13 protein-coding genes are annotated in these 16,150 nt (G+C 67.5%); 10 read left to right on the top strand and 3 right to left on the bottom strand.

What is annotated here, in order from left to right:
• Window positions 1–42 precede the first annotated feature (42 nt).
• The 7 genes from CA234_RS02025 to CA234_RS02055 all read left to right on the top strand — a co-directional run bounded on the left by CA234_RS02025 (window position 43) and on the right by CA234_RS02055 (window position 7,044).
• Window positions 43–279: a DUF6489 family protein gene (locus tag CA234_RS02025; RefSeq protein WP_010542707.1), complete on the top strand. Its 237-nt coding sequence runs from the start codon at window positions 43–45 to the stop codon at window positions 277–279.
• An 11-nt stretch (window positions 280–290) separates the two neighbouring features.
• The gene (gene mnmE, locus CA234_RS02030) at window positions 291–1,574 is read left to right on the top strand and encodes a tRNA uridine-5-carboxymethylaminomethyl(34) synthesis GTPase MnmE (protein WP_126000739.1); all 1,284 of its coding nucleotides are present in this window, start codon (window positions 291–293) and stop codon (window positions 1,572–1,574) included.
• 80 nt (window positions 1,575–1,654) lie between these two features.
• Entirely contained in the window at window positions 1,655–3,490 is a 1,836-nt protein-coding gene (mnmG, locus tag CA234_RS02035; RefSeq protein WP_126000740.1) for a tRNA uridine-5-carboxymethylaminomethyl(34) synthesis enzyme MnmG, read from the top strand.
• Window positions 3,487–4,110 (top strand): 16S rRNA (guanine(527)-N(7))-methyltransferase RsmG, encoded by a 624-nt coding sequence (rsmG, locus tag CA234_RS02040; protein ID WP_126000741.1) that lies wholly within the window; start codon window positions 3,487–3,489, stop codon window positions 4,108–4,110. The genes mnmG and rsmG overlap by 4 nt, the downstream gene beginning before the upstream one ends.
• Window positions 4,107–4,889: a ParA family protein gene (locus CA234_RS02045; RefSeq protein WP_093296292.1), complete on the top strand. Its 783-nt coding sequence runs from the start codon at window positions 4,107–4,109 to the stop codon at window positions 4,887–4,889. Before rsmG ends, CA234_RS02045 begins: the two co-directional genes overlap by 4 nt.
• Window positions 4,886–5,782, top strand: a complete 897-nt coding sequence (locus CA234_RS02050; protein WP_125973122.1) for a ParB/RepB/Spo0J family partition protein — start codon at window positions 4,886–4,888, stop codon at window positions 5,780–5,782. The genes CA234_RS02045 and CA234_RS02050 overlap by 4 nt, the downstream gene beginning before the upstream one ends.
• 113 nt (window positions 5,783–5,895) lie before the next feature.
• Window positions 5,896–7,044: an FAD-binding domain-containing protein gene (locus CA234_RS02055; RefSeq protein ID WP_241213159.1), complete on the top strand. Its 1,149-nt coding sequence runs from the start codon at window positions 5,896–5,898 to the stop codon at window positions 7,042–7,044.
• 201 nt (window positions 7,045–7,245) lie between these two features.
• Here CA234_RS02055 and CA234_RS02060 read toward each other — a convergent pair whose 3' ends face one another.
• Complete coding sequence (locus CA234_RS02060) at window positions 7,246–8,316, bottom strand: alpha/beta fold hydrolase (RefSeq protein WP_126000743.1); 1,071 nt, start codon at window positions 8,314–8,316, stop codon at window positions 7,246–7,248.
• Window positions 8,317–8,489: 173 nt separating this feature from the next.
• Here CA234_RS02060 and CA234_RS02065 point away from each other — a divergent pair, with 173 nt between their 5' ends.
• Together CA234_RS02065 and upp are read left to right on the top strand one after the other, a co-directional pair.
• Window positions 8,490–10,553, top strand: coding sequence for an alpha-L-arabinofuranosidase C-terminal domain-containing protein (locus CA234_RS02065; RefSeq protein ID WP_126000744.1), 2,064 nt, complete (start codon window positions 8,490–8,492; stop codon window positions 10,551–10,553).
• 52 nt (window positions 10,554–10,605) lie between these two features.
• On the top strand, window positions 10,606–11,256 hold the full coding sequence (upp, locus tag CA234_RS02070; protein WP_126000745.1) for a uracil phosphoribosyltransferase: 651 nt from the start codon (window positions 10,606–10,608) through the stop codon (window positions 11,254–11,256).
• Between the two features lie 3 nt (window positions 11,257–11,259).
• On the opposite strand, the gene CA234_RS02075 is transcribed toward upp, so the two are convergent.
• Both CA234_RS02075 and CA234_RS02080 read right to left on the bottom strand, forming a co-directional pair.
• A complete protein-coding gene (locus CA234_RS02075; protein ID WP_125973130.1) occupies window positions 11,260–12,252 on the bottom strand; it encodes a cupin-like domain-containing protein in 993 nt (330 codons plus the stop codon).
• Window positions 12,253–12,254: 2 nt separating this feature from the next.
• Window positions 12,255–12,932 carry a SapC family protein gene (locus CA234_RS02080; protein ID WP_125973132.1) on the bottom strand — a complete coding sequence of 226 codons (678 nt, stop codon included), beginning with the start codon at window positions 12,930–12,932 and terminating at the stop codon, window positions 12,255–12,257.
• Window positions 12,933–13,314: 382 nt separating this feature from the next.
• Here CA234_RS02080 and CA234_RS02085 point away from each other — a divergent pair, with 382 nt between their 5' ends.
• On the top strand, window positions 13,315–16,149 hold the full coding sequence (locus CA234_RS02085; protein WP_241213165.1) for a TonB-dependent receptor: 2,835 nt from the start codon (window positions 13,315–13,317) through the stop codon (window positions 16,147–16,149).
• Window position 16,150 lies beyond the last annotated feature (1 nt).

Raw genomic sequence — 16,150 nt, forward strand, 5'->3', positions numbered from 1 at the left:
TAGCAGGCGGCCGGGGATGCGCTCAAGCGCGGAAGGGTTCACATGAAGATCAACGTCGAAGTCGAGTGCACGCCGGAAGAAGCGCGCCGCGCCATGGGACTGCCCGACCTGACCCCGGTCCATGATCGCTATGTGCAGCTAATGGTGAAGGCGATCGAGAATCACGGCACCCCCGAAGGCTTCGAGCAGATGATGCGCAGCTGGGCGCCGATGGGCGAGGCGGGGATGAACTTCTGGCGCGGCATGTTTGACGCCGCGACCAAGAAGCCCGGGAGCTGACCACGGCCCGTATGGACACGATCTTCGCGGTCTCGAGTGGCGCGCCGCCCGCGGCGATCGCAGTGCTGCGCATCAGCGGCGCCCGAGCCTTTGCTGCGGTGCAGCAGCTTGCGGGCAACGTCCCCGCACCGCGGCATGCTGTGCTGCGCACCTTGCGTGATGCGGCCGGCGAGCCGCTCGACCAGGCATTGGTGCTATGCTTCCCGGGGCCGCGATCGGCGACCGGTGAGGATCTTGCCGAGTTGCACCTGCATGGCGGCCGCGCCGTGGTGCGCGCGGTGGAGGCGGCGCTCGCCGAACTTCCCGAACTTCGCGTAGCGGAGGCAGGGGAGTTCACGCGGCGGGCGCTGCTCCACGGCCGGCTGGACCTGAGCGAGGCCGAGGGGCTGGGCGACCTGCTGATGGCCGAGACCGAGGCGCAGCGCCGCGCGGCGATCCGCAGTGCGGGCGGCGCGGTGCGGCGGCATGCCGAGGACTGGACGAACCGGTTGCTCGGGCTCGCCGCCCGCATCGAAGCCGAACTCGATCATGGCGACGAGGATGACGTCGCCGGTGCCGACCCGCTGCCGGCGCTGCGGACCGCCGCCGCCGCGCTGGGCAGCGACATCGCCGCCGTCGCAGCGCGGCCGCCGGTGGAGCGGCTGCGGGACGGGTTATGCGTCGCGCTGGGCGGCCCGCCCAATGCCGGCAAGTCGACCCTGTTCAACGCGCTGGCCGAGCGCGACGCCGCGATCGTGTCGCCCATCGCCGGCACGACGCGCGACCGCATCGAAATACCCGTGGTCCGCGAAGGCATCGCCTGGCTGCTGATCGACACCGCAGGGCTCGCAGAGGAAACCGACGATCCGATCGAAGCCATCGGTGTGGCACGCGCCCGCGATGCGCTGGCCGAAGCCGATCTGTTGCTGTGGCTGGGCGACGATGCGCCGCCGTTACATCCCTGCGCCCTGTGGGTGCATGCCCGTGCCGATGTCGAAGGTCGCGCGCCGGCGCAGGCCGACCAGCTGGTCGTGTCGGTGCGCGAGGGCAGGGGCCTCGACACGCTCTGGCGACGCATGGCGGACGCCGCGTCCGAGCTGCTGCCACCGCCCGATCTCGTCGCGCTCAATGCTCGCCAGCGCAGCTGGTGCAACGCGGCAGCCGATGCGCTGGCGCGAGCGTCGCTGCTCGACGACCCGCTGCTGTTCGCCGAGGAGCTCCGCGCCGCCCGCCGTGCGCTCGATGCGATTACCGGACGCGCTGGCGTCGAAGATGTACTCGATGCGCTATTCGGAAAGTTCTGCATCGGTAAATAATGTGTTCCACGTGGAACACGGATGAGGCGTTCCGCCGCACCCCTCTGGACAAGCGCGCGCCGAAGGCGTTTAGCGGTGCCATGCAATTCGACGTGATCGTGATCGGCGGCGGCCATGCCGGTACCGAGGCAGCGGCTGCGGCCGCGCGCCGCGGCGCCCGTACCGCGCTGCTCAGCTTCGATCTGGAAAAGCTCGGCGCGATGTCGTGCAACCCGGCGATCGGCGGCCTCGGCAAGGGCCATCTCGTCCGCGAGATCGACGCGCTCGACGGGCTGATGGCGCGCGCGGCGGACGCGGCGGGCATTCACTACCGTATGCTCAACCGCTCCAAGGGCACTGCCGTGCAGGGACCAAGGGTACAGGCGGACCGCATGCGTTACGCCGCAGCGGTCCAGGCGATGCTGCGTGCGCAGGACCATCTGACGCTCGTCGAGGGCGAGGCGGAAGCGCTGGTCCTGGAAGGCAGCAAGGTCGCCGGCGTGCAGCTCCGCGATGGCAGTCGCCTGGCCGCGCCAGCCGTCGTGCTCGCAACCGGCACCTTCCTCGGCGGCCGGCTGTTCCGCGGCGAGGAGCGGTTCGAAGGCGGGCGGGTAGGGGAGGCCTCCGCGCTTCGCCTCGCGGCGCAGCTGCGCGAGCTGGCGCTGCCGATGGGGCGGCTCAAGACCGGCACGCCCCCGCGGCTCGACGGTCGGACGATCGATTGGGCGCGCACCGAAGAGCAGGCCTCCGATGTCGAGCCGTGGACGATGTCGCCCATGAATGCGACGCGGCCGCTGCCGCAGCTCCACTGCGCCGTCACCCGCACTACCCAAGCGACGCACGATGCCATCCGCAGCGGGCTCGATCGCTCGCCGCTGTTCACCGGCGCGATCGAGGCGCAGGGCCCGCGCTACTGCCCGTCGATCGAGGACAAGGTCCATCGCTTCGGCGATCGCGACGGGCACCAAGTGTTCCTCGAGCCCGAGGCGCTCGACCATCACTTGGTCTACCCCAACGGGCTTTCGACGTCGTTGCCGGTTGATGTGCAGGCAGCAATGATTGCCTCGATCCCGGGGCTGGAGCAGGCGGTCATCACCGTGCCCGGCTATGCGGTCGAATATGACTATATCGATCCGCGCGCGCTGGAATCCACGCTGGCGCTGCCGCAGATCCCCGGCCTGTTTTTCGCCGGTCAGATCAACGGCACGACCGGCTATGAGGAAGCAGGCGGGCAGGGGCTCGCCGCGGGCGCCAATGCGGCGGCACTGGCGCTCGGCATTGCGCCCTTGGTGCTCGATCGTGCCACCTCCTATCTCGGCGTGATGATCGACGACCTGGTGCTGCAGGGGGTGACCGAACCCTATCGCATGCTCACCGCCCGTGCCGAATTTCGGCTGCGGTTGCGCGCGGACAATGCCGAGACACGGCTGGGGCCGATCGGCGAGGCGCTGGGGCTTCTCGGTTCCGAGCGCCAGGATCGGCTCGACCGTAGCCGGGAAGGCAGGGAGAAGCTCGACGCGATCTTCGCGGTCGAGCGTACCGCGCACCAGCTCGCCACCCGCGGCGCGACCGTGGCGCAGGACGGCGCGAAGCGGCCGGCGCGGGAGTGGCTGCGCTTTCCCGGCGTCGCGCTTGAGCATGTGCTGGATTCGGTCCCCGAAACGGATGCTGCCCTGCTCGCCGAATATGTCGAGGACGCGCGCTACGCACCCTATCTCGAACGGCAGGATGCCGAAGTCGCCCAGCTGCGCGCCAACGATGCGGTGCGGCTACGGGGCGACATGGACTATGCCGCCATCCCCGGCCTGTCGAACGAGATGGTCGAGCGCCTGACCGTCGCTGCGCCCGAGACGCTGGGTGCGGCAGCGCGTATTCGCGGCATCACCCCCGCGGCCCTTTCCGCCATTTTGTTGCACGCGCGAAAGGCCGTGGCATGAACGAAGACGAAGCCAAAGCCTGGATGCGGAACCGCTTCGGTGTTTCACGTGAAACACTGGTCGCCAAGTTCGGCGACATCCTCGTCGCCGAAGCGGCGCATCAGAACCTGATTGCTCGCTCGACCCTGGACAGCCTCTGGGGCCGTCACCTTACCGATTCGGCCCAGCTGGTGCCGCTTGCGGAAAAGGCCGGGAAGGGGGCATGGCTCGATGTCGGTAGCGGCGCGGGACTGCCCGGCATCGTGGTGGCGCTGCTTACCGATCGCCCGGTGGTGCTGGTCGAGCCGCGCACCAAGCGCGTGCAGTTTCTCCGCGACGCCGCCGACCGGCTCGGCATCGGTGATCGCGTGACGGTGATTGGTAGCAAGGTTGAATCCTATCGTCCGGACCGGCCCGTGGCCGTGGTGTCCGCCCGTGCCGTCGCCGAATTGTCCGCGCTGATGTTATCCACAGTGCACTGCACCGATTCGTCCACAGTCTGGTTGCTGCCCAAGGGACGGAGTGCGCAATCGGAGGTGGATGCCGCGCGCGCGAAATGGCAAGGTCGGTTTCACGTGGAACCCAGCATCACGCAGCCGGACTCGGGCATCGTGGTCGCAACACAGATAGGCGCCAGATGATCACCATCACGATCGCCAATCAGAAGGGCGGGGTGGGCAAGACCACGACCGCCATCAATGTCGGCACCGCCCTCGCCGCCACCGGCAAGCGGGTACTGCTGATCGATTTCGACCCGCAGGGCAATGCCTCGACCGGGCTCGGCATCGGCCGCGGGGATCGTGAGCATTCGAGCTATGACCTGCTCGTTTCCGATGCCGATCTCGAAGACGTGGCGGTGCCGACCACCGTGCCCGGACTCGACGTGGTGCCGGCGACGCAGGACCTGTCGGGCGCCGAGATCGAGCTGATCGAGTTCGATGCGCGCACCCACCGGCTGGACGCGGCGATCAAGCGCCATCGGGCCGAGCGATGGGACGTGATCCTGGTCGACTGCCCGCCCTCGCTGGGGCTGCTGACGGTCAATGCGATGGTGGCGGCGCATGCGTTGCTGGTCCCGCTCCAATGCGAGTTCTTCGCGCTGGAAGGGCTCAGCCAGCTGCTCAATACCGTCGAGCGGATCCGCAGCCGGTTCAACCCGGGCCTGTCGATCCTCGGCGTCGCGCTGACCATGTATGATCGCCGCAACCGGCTGACCGACCAGGTCTCGGACGATGTCCGTGCGGTGCTGGGCAGGGTGGTGTTCGATACCGTCATCCCACGCAACGTCCGCCTGTCCGAAGCGCCGAGCCACGGGGTGCCCGCGCTGATCTACGATCATCGCTGCGCCGGCTCCGAAGCCTATATCGCCCTGGCCCGCGAAGTGATCGACCGCCTTCCCAAATTGCAGAAAGCCGCATGACCGATTCTCCCGCCGCCGCCCGCAAGCCCCGCCCTGGCCTCGGCCGCGGGCTTTCCGCGTTGCTGGGGGACAGCATCCCCGAAGAGCCGATCAAGGGCAATCCGACGAGCAGCTCGGGCGTGCGGATGCTGCCGACCAGCTCGCTGGTCGCCGATCCCAACCAGCCGCGTCGCCATTTCGACGAGGAGGCGCTGGATACGCTGGCCGAGTCGATCCGCACCCGCGGGCTGATCCAGCCGATCTTCGTGCGTCCACACGGACAGAGTTTCCAGATCGTCGCCGGCGAGCGCCGCTGGCGGGCGGCACAGCGGGCGCGGCTCCACGAGGTGCCGGTGATTGTCCGCGAGCTGAGCGACGCCGAGACGCTCGAGATTGCGCTGATCGAGAATATCCAGCGCCAAGACCTCAACGCGATCGAAGAAGCCGAGGGCTATGCCCGGCTGATCCGAGAGTTCGGCCATACCCAGGAAGCGCTGGGCAAGATCGTCCACAAGTCGCGCAGCCACATCGCCAATCTGCTGCGCCTGCTCGACCTGCCGGTGCCGGTGCGCGAGATGGTGGTCGATCGCTCGCTGGAGATGGGCCATGCCCGTGCGCTGATCGGCGCGCCCGATCCCGAGAAGCTGGCGCGCGAAGTCGTCGCCAAGGGGCTGTCGGTGCGCGACACCGAGAAGCTGGCGCGCACCGCCAAGCCGGCGCCGAAGCGCAAGGCAAGCGACAGCCGCAGCGAAGGGGATCCCGATATTTCCGCCTTGGAGCGGCATTTGGGCGACGTGCTCGGTCTCAACGTGCGCATTGCCCATGGCGATAAGGGCGGTACGCTGACCGTTGGCTATTCGACGCTTGATCAGCTCGACATGATTTGTCAGCGACTGAGCGGGGAACGTATCTGATTTGGTGGCACTGTCCTTATAGGCAGGGTTGACCTTCACGAGTGGCATGGCAACTTATCGTCATGTTGCTCTCTGCTCCGGGCCGTGGGCCAATCCTGTCGTTCGACTTCCCCTTGTCGCGCAGTGCGGCTCAGGCGCGCCTGGCCGCCTTTCTACCGCATGCGGGTGCGGCGTACACCCAGCATCGCAATGAGGACCGGGGGCAGGGGCAGCATCATGCGGTGTCTCGGCTCTCCGCAGCGGTACGGCGGCGGCTGATCAGCGAAGCGGAAATTGCCGAGCTGGTTCTGGGCATGCATGGCTATGCGCCGGCCGCCAAGTTCATCGCTGAGCTGTATTGGCGGACCTATTGGAAGGGCTGGCTGGAGCAGCATCCGTCGGTCTGGCACGATTGGCGCGCCGAATGTGCGCGGCTGACTGAACAGGGGTTGCCGGAGGGCTATGCCGCGGCGGTCGAAGGGCGGACCGGGATCGACGCCTTCGACGCATGGGCACGGGAATTGTTCGAGACGGGCTATCTGCACAATTGGGCGCGGATGCAGTTCGCGTCGATCTGGATCTTCACGCTTGGACTTCCTTGGGCACTCGGCGCGGCATTTACCTTCCGACATTTGGTCGATGCGGACCCTGCCTCCAATACGCTGTCCTGGCGCTGGGTGGCGGGATTGCACACGCCCGGGGAAGTGTATCTCGCGAATGCGGAGCGCATTCAGGTGCAGACCGGCGGGCGCTTTCGCGCGCAGGGCCTCACGAAGACGGCGGATGTTCCACGTGAAACATCCGTGCCGGATCTTTGCCGCATCCGCGAGCCGGCGGTGCCGGACCTGCAGGCACCATCCCTATTGCTGCTGACTCCCGAGGACCTGTCGCTGGAGACGGAGGTGCGCCTGCAGGGCTTGGACGTGCGGCGTGTCGTAGCGTGTCGTCGGCATTGCAGCGGTGCGGCGGATATTGCCGCGGTGGCGGACGGGCTGCAGCGTGCTACCGGCCACTGGGGCGTGGCCGCGCGTTGGGTCGACGATGTCGATGCTGCCGTGGCGGTCGCGCAGGAGGACGGGGTCGCGCAGATCGTGACGGGCTATGCCCCCGTTGGGCAGGTCGCGGACTCGCTGGCAGCGCACCGCGAAGCGATCCCCATCGCCGAACATCGCCGTGCCTGGGACGAGCAGGCATGGCCCTATTGCCGCAAGGGCTATTTCGCCTTGGCCCAGCATATTCCGGCGCTGCTCGGAACCGCGGCGCTGGCACCATTACCCGCGTAACCAGGGAGCGCTGGATCATGATAAGGAAATGATGAACACCCTGCTGCAGTGCAGCGTTGGTGCAGGGCGAAGGTGAGGCATGATCGAGCAGCTGCACGACGACCAATGGCGGGGACTCGGCTCCGAGGCGCTGCGCCCGACCTGGCATGACGCTGCCCGCGACGCGATCCGCCATCGGCTCGCGTCGCCCCCGAAACGGCCTCAGCGCTGGTTCGGGAAAACCAAATTCTTGCTGAAGAAGGGCAGGACGTAGTTCTGGAATCGGTCGGCCACCGCGCTGGTGTGGTCGCCGGAATAGACGGTGAAGCTGTTGGGCACGCCGTAGCGGTCCAGCGTCTCGTGCAGCGCCTGCGCATCGGTGCGTAGACCGTCCTTGTCCCCGACATCGATCGCGATTGCCCGGTAGCGGCGTAGTTCCCCGATATACTGGTCGACGAACGCCAGCGGGGCGTTGGCAGCCCATTTCGCCAGCACCTCGGGCCGCTGCTTGCCGTCCTCGATCGGCAGGTCGAGATAGAGCGGCGGCGCCTTGGGATCGGGCGACCAGGCCGCGGCCGCCGCCAGGGTGGCGCGCAGCCCCCAGGAGAGCTTGGTCGCGTCCTCGCGGGTCTTGATCGCGGCGATCTGGGCGAGCCCATTGGAATCGAGCAGGCTGGCGTCGCGCGCCGAGAGGCAGCAGGGGCTCATCATATAGACCGCGCCGAACACATCGGCATGCTTCATCCCGATGCGGCTGGCGCCATAGCCGCCCATCGAATGGCCGACCAGGCCACGGCTCTCGCGCGTGGGGATCGTGCGGTAATGCGCATCGATATAGGCGACGAGATCGTGCGCGACGAAGCGCTCGAAATCGCCCGTGGTCGGCGAGCTCGAATACATCGATCCGTTGTGCAGCGTCTTGCTGTCCGGCAGCACCAGGATCACCGGCTTGGCGCCGAGCGCATAGGCACCCTCGACGACCTGGGGGACATGGATCTCCTTGATCCACTGCTCGGCGCCGATCGAATAGCCGTGGAGCGCATAGACGACGGGGTAGCGCTTGGCGCGTGCCCGCGCATAGTCGGGCGGCAGCACGACGATCACGTCGCGATTGGCGCTCTCGCCCTCGAGATTGCCCTGAATCGCGGACGAGTGGACCTTGATCCGCTGCACCGTGACCGGCTTCGCGCCGGCCACCACCGGCGGGATCTGCGTCTGCACCTGCGCCATTACCGGTGCACCGCAGAGGCTCGCCAGCAATGCTGCGCGCGTCACCCAAGTCCGTTTGCCCATCGCTCTCTCTCCCATGCACGGCCGGCTCGGCCTTCTATTCTTGTCGGCGCAGTTCTGCCGCCGCCAGTCTGCGCTTTTTGTCAAGTAAAGCCGTCAACACCCCGATATACGGTAGCGTTAACATCTCCCTTCGGATACAACAGCTCGGAGTAAATAAAAAGAGGGAGAGGAATATGGCACGGTTGCGCACCGGCATGTCTGCCTTGTTGTTCGCGTGCACCATTTCGCCGGCGGGCGCACAGACCCTGCAGGCGACGATCGATGCGGGCCGCGCCTCGGCGCCCGTCACCCGATATGAATATGGCATGTTCATCGAGCCGATCGGCGGCCTGGTCGCGCGGACGCTGTGGGCCGAGATGCTCGACGACCGCAAATTCTACTATCCGGTGGTACCCGCCGCGCGCGACGTGCCGCCGCCGCCCAATGCCGAGGGGCGTCCCGGGGTCGCCTATCGCAAATGGCGCCCGATCGGCGGCGACGACGCCGTCACCATGGACACGCACGACCCCTATGTCGGTACGCAAAGCCCCAGCGTCGCCCTTGATGCGAAGACCCCGCGCGGCCTCTCGCAGGACGGCATCGGCATCGCCAAGGGCAAGCGCTATGTCGGTTCGCTGTGGCTGAACGGCGATGCCGGCGCGCGCGTGCAGGTGCGGCTCGCCTGGGGGCAGGGGCGCGGCGATGGCGAAACCGTGGCGCTGCCGGCCCTGGCGCCGGGCTGGCAGCGGGTGACCTTCGCCTTCACCCCCCAGGCCGACAGCACGGATGCCCGCTTCGAGATCACCGGCACGGGCAGCGGCCGCTTCCGCATGGCGGCGGTATCGCTGATGCCCGAGGACAATATCGACGGCTGGCGGGCGGACACCACCGCGCTCGCCAGGACGCTCAACTCGGGCTTCTGGCGGCTCCCCGGCGGCAATTTCCTCTCCGACTGGGACTGGCACGAGGCGGTCGGCCCGCGCGACAAGCGTCCGCCGATGTTCGACCATGCCTGGAGCGCAATGCAAACCAACGACCAGGGCATGGACGAGTGGATGACGCTGGCGAAGCTGGTCGGCGTTGAGCCCTATGTCACGGTCAATGCCGGGCTGGGCGATGCCAACTCCGCAGCCGAGGAGGTCGAGTATCTCAACGGCCCGGCGACCAGCGAATGGGGCGCCAAGCGCGCCGCCAACGGTCATCCGGCGCCGTACGGCGTGCGCTTCTGGAACATCGGCAACGAGCCCTATGGCTGGTGGCAGATCGGCCGCACGACGCTCGATTATTTCATGATGAAGCACAACGAGTTCGCCCGGGCGATGCGCGCCAAGGATCCGGGCATCGTGCTGATCGGATCGGGCGCGATGCCCGACCAGATGCATCCCAAGGGCACCAAGGAGAACCCGACGCTCGCCAGCATCCAGCACAAGTTCGGCACCGACGAGGATTGGACCGGCGGGCTGTTCGCCAAGGCCTGGGGCAATTTCGCCGGGGTGAGCGAGCATTGGTACGACCGCGCCGAGCAGCGCCCCGATGCCCCCGCCGATGCCGAACTGCTCGAATATGTCCGTTCGCCTTCCAACCAGGTGCGGATGAAGGCCGAGGAGTGGAAGATCTACGAGCAGCGCTTCCCGGCGCTGCGCCGCGACAAGATCTTCCTGTCGATGGACGAGTACGCCTATTTCGGCCCGCCGACGCTCAAGAACGCGCTCGCCTATTCGATGGTGCTGCAGGAAATGCTGCGCCACACCGATTTCCTGACGATGAGCGCTTTCACCACCGGCGCCTCGACGATGGACATCACGCCCACTGCCTCGACGCTCAACGCCACCGGCATGGTGTTCAAGCTGTACGGCGCGCATTTCGGTGCGGGCACGGTGCCGATCGCGCTCGACGGCAACGTGCCGCAGCCGGATCCCAAATATGTCGTCGGCTACAGCCACCCGCAGGTGAAGGCGGGCAGCGCGACCTGGCCGCTCGACATGATCGCCGCGCTCAGCGCCGACGGGCGGACGCTCAAGATCGCCATCGTCAACGCGACGGTGAAGCCCCAGACCGTCGCCATCGCGCTGCAGGGCGTGCGCACGCGCGGGGCGGGGCGTCGCTGGTTGCTCACCGGCGCGTCGCTCGCGGCGGAGAACAAGGTCGGCGCGGCACCCGGCGTGACGATCGGCGAGGCGCGGGTGCCGGCGCTCGGCCGTTCTCTCACCGTGCCGGCGATCGCGACCGCGGTGTACGAGTTCCCAGTCGTTCGCTGATCGCGTGCACCGCCGGCTTGCATGCCGGCGGTGCATCGCGCACCACCCGGCCATGGCCGAACCCGATATCGCCGGGCTGACGATCGTCGCCCACCCGCTGGTCCAGCACCGCCTCACCCGGCTGCGCGACCGGACCACGCCGCCCGAGCGCTTCCGCGCCGAATTGCGCGCGGTGGCGACCCTGGTCGGCGCAGCGGCGCTGGCCGACCTGCCGCTGGCGCCGCTGGCGATCGAGACGCCGGTGGCGGCGATGGAATCGCCGGTGCTGGGCTGCGCGCCGCCGGTGGTCGTGCCGGTACTGCGCGCGGGACTCGCCATGGCCGAGGGCCTGCTCGATCTGCTCCCCGAGGCGGCGGTGGCGCATCTCGGCCTGTATCGCGATCCGCAGACGCTCGAGGCGATCGAATATTATTTCGAGGCGCCTGCGGACATCGCGGCGCGACCCGTGCTGATGGTCGATCCGATGCTGGCGACCGGCAACAGCGCGGTGGCGGCGCTCGATCGGCTGAAGGCGGCGGGCGCGCGCGACCTGCGCTTCGTGTGCCTGCTTGCCGCACGCCCGGGCGTGGCGGCGGTGCGGGCGGCGCATCCCGATGTCGCGATCTGGACGGCGGGGCTCGATGCCGAGCTCAACGCGCACAGCTATATCGTGCCGGGCCTCGGCGACGCGGGCGACCGCGCCTTCGGCACCGAGCACAGCTGAGCGTCAGCCGCCGCGCAGCAGCTGCATCACGAAGGCGCGGATCCGCCCGCGATTCTCGCGGCTGTCGGCGAGGATGCCGTGCCGCTCGGGCGGCAGATGGGCGAGCGGGTGGCCGTCGCGGCGGAAGGCGTAGTGGTCGAAAAAGGCGCGCCACGCCGCGCGCTCGGGCGGAGGGCGTTCGGCAAGCGTCGTCATTGCCAGCAGCAGCGCGGTATAGGGGGAATCGGGGCCGCTGGCGAAATCGTCCCACCAATAGTTCATCAGCAGGTTGAACGGCGCGGTCGCTTCGACCTGGTGCCACCAGAGCTTGGGTAGGTAGAGCGCATCGCCGGGGTGGAGCGTCACCGTCAGCGCGCGCGCCTGGGCGGCGGCGAAGCGGGGGTAACGGGGATCCTGCGGGGCTGCGGTGGCGGCGAGGCTCACCGGCTGGCCCGCCATCGTATGGTCGATCGGGCCGATATAGAGATCGCCGATCGCATCGGGTGGATAGAGCGTGAAGCGGCGCTCGCCGGCGATCACGCAGGCGAGATTGTCGAACCGGTCATAATGGCAGGCGATCGTCGAGGCGTTGCCGATCCACAGGCGCGGCAGCACGCCTTGCGGCACCAGCGGCAGGGGATTGGCCTCGGCGAAGCCAGGCAGATGATCCTCGGCGGGGAGCGAGCCGCAATAGACGCTGGGCTGGTCGGATGCGGCGGCGGCGCGGGCGATGCGGTCCAGCGCCGCGGCGAGGCCGAGCGTTTCGCGCGCAAAGTTGAAGCCATCGGGCTGCTCGCCATAGGCATAGCGCCCGCCGATCGCCGGATCGCCGACGAACGCCTGCGCCGTCCGCCCGCTGTCGAAGTGGCACAGATAGCGGCACAGGCCTTCGATACTGGCCGCCGCCCGGGTGACGGGAAGGGCCGCCGCCGCGCCCCGCAGCATGATCGGCTGGCAGGCGCGGCGTGCCTCGGCGAAGTCGGCGGGAGGAATGTCGGCGGCGATCTCGCGGAGCATCGTCAGGCCGCGAGCCGGCGGTTGCGCCGCGCCGCGAGCACCGCAATCTGCCGCAGCGACCCGGCAAGCGCATAGGCGAGCTGGAGATGCCCGGCGCGGAACAGCGCGAGCACCGCGCCGTCGTCCAGCGCGTGGAGCGAATCCAGGCTCACCGTGTAGAGCCCGGTCAGGTCGAGCGACGTGCCGTCGTCGAAGCGCAGTGTCACGTCGATCGGCTCGAGCAGCTTGTGGGCGAGCAGCGCGTCAACAAAGGCCTGGGTCTCGTCCACGCCGCGGTGCAGCTGGGCCAGCGTCTGCTGGATGCCGCGCAAGGCCGGGGCGGGGGCGCCGTCGTCGCCGAACAGCGGCTCGCCCGCTTCTCCGCCGAAGCGGCTATCCTTGGGGTCGATCGCGATCGAATCGCCGGCGATGAAGAAGCCCTGGCGCTCGACATGGAGCGGCCAGAAGCCTTCGCCGGCGCGGAGCTCGACCAGCGATTCCCCCGGCTGGAAGCCCAGCATCGCGCCGACATAGAAGCGCCCGGTCTCGGCGTCCTTGGTGAGCAGCACCGGGCAGGCGGCGGCCGCGGCGGCGAACTCGGACGCCACGACCGGGACGAAATAGGGCAGGGGCCCGGTGGCGGGACGGATCCGCAGATCGCGATGCTCCACCGAATCGAGCAACGTCACGCCTTCAGCCATTCCTGTCCTCTCCATCCGCGCGTGGTGCGCCCCGGTCTGCATATCGGCTCGCGCCGCCGGCGCCAATGGCCTGACTAAAGGACAAGAATACCCCGACAAAAACCAGTTGATAGCGCTAACGCTAACGGCTACACTTCATTACAGATTCGCAGAAGAAGAATGAATCGGGGAGGATGTTGTGCCGCTATTTGTGCGGATGCGAAGGCTTGCGCCTAATCTCCGAGCATATGTTGCGTTGCACTGCGGTGTAGCGCGTGCGGGTCTGTATCGATCCCAACAATAGCACGGAGGGGGTAAGCACATGCCGAACATCGTCGGAATGGGTTCTTCGCAGCGGCGCGCGCGTCTTGCGCGGCATGTACTGGCGGGGGCCACGAGCGTGATGGCGCTCAGCCTGATCACGCCGGCACAGGCGCAGACGACGGCACCGTCGACCAGCCAGGCGCAGGACGAAGAGATCATCGTCACCGGTATTCGCGGTTCGTTGCAACGCAATCTGGATGCGAAACGTAATGCCTCCGGGGTGATCGAGCAGATCTCGTCCGAGGATATCGGCAAGTTTCCGGATTCGAACGTCGCGGCCTCGCTGCAGCGCCTGCCGGGCATCTCGATCCAGCGCGACGGGCCGCGCGGCGAGCCCAACGGCGTCACCGTCCGTGGTTTCGGCGGCGACTTCAACGAGACGCTGGTCGACGGGCGGCGCCTGTCGACCGCCACCGGCGGCCGTTCGATCGACTTCTCCACCGTCGGCTCGGACTTTGTCGGCGGGCTGACCGTGCTCAAGACGCCCGACGTCTCGCTGTCATCGAGCTCGATCGGCGCGACGATCAACGTCGCCTATCCCAAGCCGTTCGACCGGCCGGGATTCCATCTCGCCGCGTCGGTATCGGGGTCGATCCAGGACGATGCGGGGAAGGTGGTGCCCACGGGCGGCCTGCTGATCAGCAAGACCTTCGCCGACGACACCTTCGGCATCCTCGCCAACGCGATCTACACGCGGCACGACACACAGACCAACAACGTGTTCGTCCATGGCTGGCCGGGCGGCCGCTATGCGCCGTGCCAGCTGGCGGGCAGCACCGCGACGAGCTGCAACCCGACCAGCGATACCACTTCGGCGGCCTATGCCACGCCCAGCAACCGCCAGACCGTGGTCGGCTGGTTCGAGCAGCAGTTCGGCGCGACGCAGAACTATACGCGCGACGAGCGGATCGACGGGCGGATCGCGCTGCAGTGGAAGCCGGCGGACGGCGTGCTGCTGACGCTCGACAACAATTTCTCGGACCAGCGGGTCAACACCGATAATTTCGGCTTCGGCATCTGGTTCAACCAGGGCAGCCTGCGCAACGTCAAGCTCGACGCGAACGGGACGACCACCGACTTCACCCAGGCCAACTCGCAGACCGACTTTACCGCGGGCACCGACAGCAACCTGCGCCGCACCAACCAGACCGGCCTCAACGTCAAATGGGATGCGACCGACAATCTGCAGGTCGAGGCCGATGGCAGCTGGTCGAAGAGCTGGCTCAATCCCGATGGCCGGATCAGCTCCAAGGGGGCGGACGTCGGCTACGGCTTCGGCATCGGCCCGTCGCTGGGCATTTCGATCAACGGCGACAGCAAGGACGTGATCCCGGTCCTCCACGATTACGGCGTCAACGGCACGGGCAGCCGCTGGGCCGACCTTGCGGCGATCGGCAGCCACGTCACCGTCAACATCGCCAACAAGAATACCGACGAGATCAAGCAGGCCCGGCTGGGGCTGAAGTGGCAGCAGGACGACCTGACGCTGCGCTTCGGCGGCTCCTATCTCGACGACAAGTTCCGGTTCCGCAGCGCCAATACCTTCGCCAACAACTATTGGCAGGCCTATTCGGGCTATGGCCCCGCCTCGGGCACCAATGGCGGCGTCGCGATCCCGGCGAGCCTGTTCAAGGGCACGGTGAGCACGACCAATTTCCTGCCGGGCTATACCGGCGCGCTGCCGCCGGTGCTGCTCAACTTCACGGCGGCCGATTATCAGGCCTATCTCACCGGTCTCGGCAATCCCCAGACCCAGACGATTCCGGGCTACAACACCAGCTGCTGCACCGGTTTCAACGGCCAGTTCGCGGTGGCGAACGATGTCGGCAGCACCCGCGACATCGGCGAGCAGACCTGGGCGCTCTACGTCTCGGCGAACTTCAAGAGTGAAATCGCCGGCATGCCGTTCTTCTTCAACGCCGGCGTGCGCGAGGAAGTGACCCATGTCTCCTCCACCGGCATCGGCCGCCTGCCGACCTCGATCACGCCGAGCACCACCGACCCGACGCTGCTGACGGTCAATTTCGGCGACCAGCAGGCGATCACCACCAAGTCGAACTATTCCTACCTGCTGCCGTCGATGGACCTGAAGCTCGAGCTCACCGATGCGCTGCACCTGCGCCTCGATGCCTCGCGCACGCTGACCCGGCCGACGCTCAACCTGCTGACGCCGGCGCTGAACATCGGCGTCGGCCAGCGCATCGGCGCACTGACCGCGGACGGCGGCAACCCCACGCTGCAGCCCTATCTCGCGGACAATTTCGACGCCGCGCTCGAATGGTATTACCAGCGCAACTCGTACACTGCTGTGAATTTCTTCCTGAAGGACGTGCGCAACTTCATCGTCCAGGGCGTGCAGCGCCAGTCGATCAACGGCGTGGTCGATCCGTCGACCGGCACCACGGCGCAGTTCGCGGTGTCGCAGCGGGTCAACGGCCCCAAGGCGACGGTGAAGGGCGTCGAGCTCGCCTGGCAGAACACCTTCGGCAACAGCGGCTTCGGCTTCATCGCCAACGCCACCTTCGTCGACACCAACCGGCCCTATGACCCAACCGACATCAGCCAGAGCGGCTTCGCGGTGACCGGCCTCGCCAATTCGGCCAACTTCGTCGGCTTCTACGACAAGAATGGCGTGGAATTCCGCGCGGCGGCCAACTGGCGCGACAAATATCTGCTCGCCTTCGGCCAGGCGCAGAACACGGGCTCGTTCGGCGCCGAGCCGACCTTCGTCAACTCCAGCCTGCAGATCGATCTGAGCGCGAGCTACCAGATCAACGAGCGGATCAACATCTTCGGCGAAGCGCTCAACATCACCGACGAAGTGCAGAGCACCCATGGCCGCTTCGCCAACCAGCTGCTCGACGTGTGGGCCTATGGCCGGCGCTTCACCGCGGGCGTGCGCTATCGCTTCTGAA

This window comes from Sphingomonas sp. ABOLE (genome assembly GCF_003950455.1).
Classification (GTDB): Bacteria; Pseudomonadota; Alphaproteobacteria; order Sphingomonadales; family Sphingomonadaceae; genus Sphingomonas; species Sphingomonas trueperi.

What these genes read in the sequence shown, in the direction of transcription:
- rsmG (WP_126000741.1), top strand. Translation starts at nt 3,487, where the DNA reads ATGAACGAAGACGAAGCCAAAGCCTGGATGCGGAACCGCTTCGGTGTT.
- CA234_RS02045 (WP_093296292.1), top strand. Translation starts at nt 4,107, where the DNA reads ATGATCACCATCACGATCGCCAATCAGAAGGGCGGGGTGGGCAAGACC.
- mnmE (WP_126000739.1), top strand. Translation starts at nt 291, where the DNA reads ATGGACACGATCTTCGCGGTCTCGAGTGGCGCGCCGCCCGCGGCGATC.
- upp (WP_126000745.1), top strand. Translation starts at nt 10,606, where the DNA reads ATGGCCGAACCCGATATCGCCGGGCTGACGATCGTCGCCCACCCGCTG.
- CA234_RS02075 (WP_125973130.1), bottom strand. Translation starts at nt 12,252, where the DNA reads ATGCTCCGCGAGATCGCCGCCGACATTCCTCCCGCCGACTTCGCCGAG.
- CA234_RS02085 (WP_241213165.1), top strand. Translation starts at nt 13,315, where the DNA reads ATGGCGCTCAGCCTGATCACGCCGGCACAGGCGCAGACGACGGCACCG.
- mnmG (WP_126000740.1), top strand. Translation starts at nt 1,655, where the DNA reads ATGCAATTCGACGTGATCGTGATCGGCGGCGGCCATGCCGGTACCGAG.
- CA234_RS02060 (WP_126000743.1), bottom strand. Translation starts at nt 8,316, where the DNA reads ATGGGCAAACGGACTTGGGTGACGCGCGCAGCATTGCTGGCGAGCCTC.
- CA234_RS02080 (WP_125973132.1), bottom strand. Translation starts at nt 12,932, where the DNA reads ATGGCTGAAGGCGTGACGTTGCTCGATTCGGTGGAGCATCGCGATCTG.
- CA234_RS02065 (WP_126000744.1), top strand. Translation starts at nt 8,490, where the DNA reads ATGGCACGGTTGCGCACCGGCATGTCTGCCTTGTTGTTCGCGTGCACC.
- CA234_RS02050 (WP_125973122.1), top strand. Translation starts at nt 4,886, where the DNA reads ATGACCGATTCTCCCGCCGCCGCCCGCAAGCCCCGCCCTGGCCTCGGC.
- CA234_RS02025 (WP_010542707.1), top strand. Translation starts at nt 43, where the DNA reads ATGAAGATCAACGTCGAAGTCGAGTGCACGCCGGAAGAAGCGCGCCGC.